This window comes from Streptomyces phytophilus, from assembly GCF_013870535.1.
Taxonomy (GTDB): Bacteria; Actinomycetota; Actinomycetes; order Streptomycetales; family Streptomycetaceae; genus Streptomyces; species Streptomyces phytophilus.
The window spans coordinates 1-1,022 of sequence record NZ_JACBXC010001724.1; the positions used below are offsets into that span (position 1 = coordinate 1).

General features: G+C 74.6%; 2 protein-coding genes. One reads left to right on the top strand and one right to left on the bottom strand.

Translation table 11 applies throughout. The features are described 5' to 3' along the window. Positions 1–568: pyridoxal-dependent decarboxylase (locus tag H5J30_RS35530; RefSeq protein ID WP_258563703.1), on the bottom strand; the 568-nt coding region annotated here is incomplete at its 3' end. 68 nt (positions 569–636) lie between these two features. Here H5J30_RS35530 and H5J30_RS35535 point away from each other — a divergent pair. After that, positions 637–1,022 (top strand): AraC family ligand binding domain-containing protein (locus tag H5J30_RS35535; RefSeq protein WP_181791907.1); only part of this gene is annotated, 386 nt, incomplete at its 3' end.

Here is a 1,022-nt window from a genome sequence, read left to right on the forward strand (position 1 = left end):
AGTGCGTGTGCGCCGAGACGTACAGCACCTCGCGCCCGTCCCGGCCCGCCGTCCGCCACGCGCCGGCGGACGTCCGGTGCAGCGCGGCGAGCAGCGCCACCAGCGAGGACGAGGACGCGGAGTCCTGGATGACGCCGCCGCCACCGCCGGCGAAGGTGAACTCGGCGGGCAGGCCCGTGGCGTCGGCGAGCTGGTCGAGGAGGTGCTGCTCCAGCTCCGTACAGGCCGGGGACGTCGACCAGAGCATGCCCTGGGTGCCGAGGCCGGTGGAGAGCATGTCGCCGAGCAGGGAGGCGAGGGAGGCGTTGGCGGGGAAGTACGCGAAGAAGCCGGGGTGCTGCCAGTGCGTGGACGCGGGCACCACGACGCGGTCCATGTCCGCCAGCACCGCCGTCAGCGGCTCGCCCTCCTCCGGCAGCTTCGCCGGCAGCCGCTCGCGCACCCAGCCGGGCTCGACGCCGGGCAGCACCGGCAGGTCGCCGACGCGGGCGCGGTAGTCGGCGATCCAGTCGACGTAGGCGTGGCCCAGCTCGCGGAACTCTTCCGGGGACAGATCTCGCTGTGACATCCGCGCATCGTAGGCCGCCGCGGAATCCCGCTGGCAAGGCCCGTACGGCATCGAGCACAATGCGACGCATGAGCGGCAAGGGGGGCGCCAGGGGCCCGGAGGAGTACGCCCGCTGGACGCGGACGCCGCTCGGCGCGGACCAGTCCCTGTACCTGATGACGGCGTGCTTCACCGCCCACCGCTACGCGCCGCACGCGCACCACGAGTTCGCCGTCGGCGTGTGCACGCACGGCGCGGAGGTCATCGACTACCGCGGCGAGCGGGTCCGGGCCGGCCCCGGCAGCATCGTCGTCCTCGCCCCCGGCGAGGCCCACACCGGCGGCCCGCTGGGCGACGAGGGCTACGGCTACCGCGCGTTCTACCCCTCCATGGCGCTGCTCACCGACGGCGCCTGCACCGACGCCCACTTCGCCGACCCCGTCATCGACGACCCGGCCCTGGCCGCCGCGCTGCG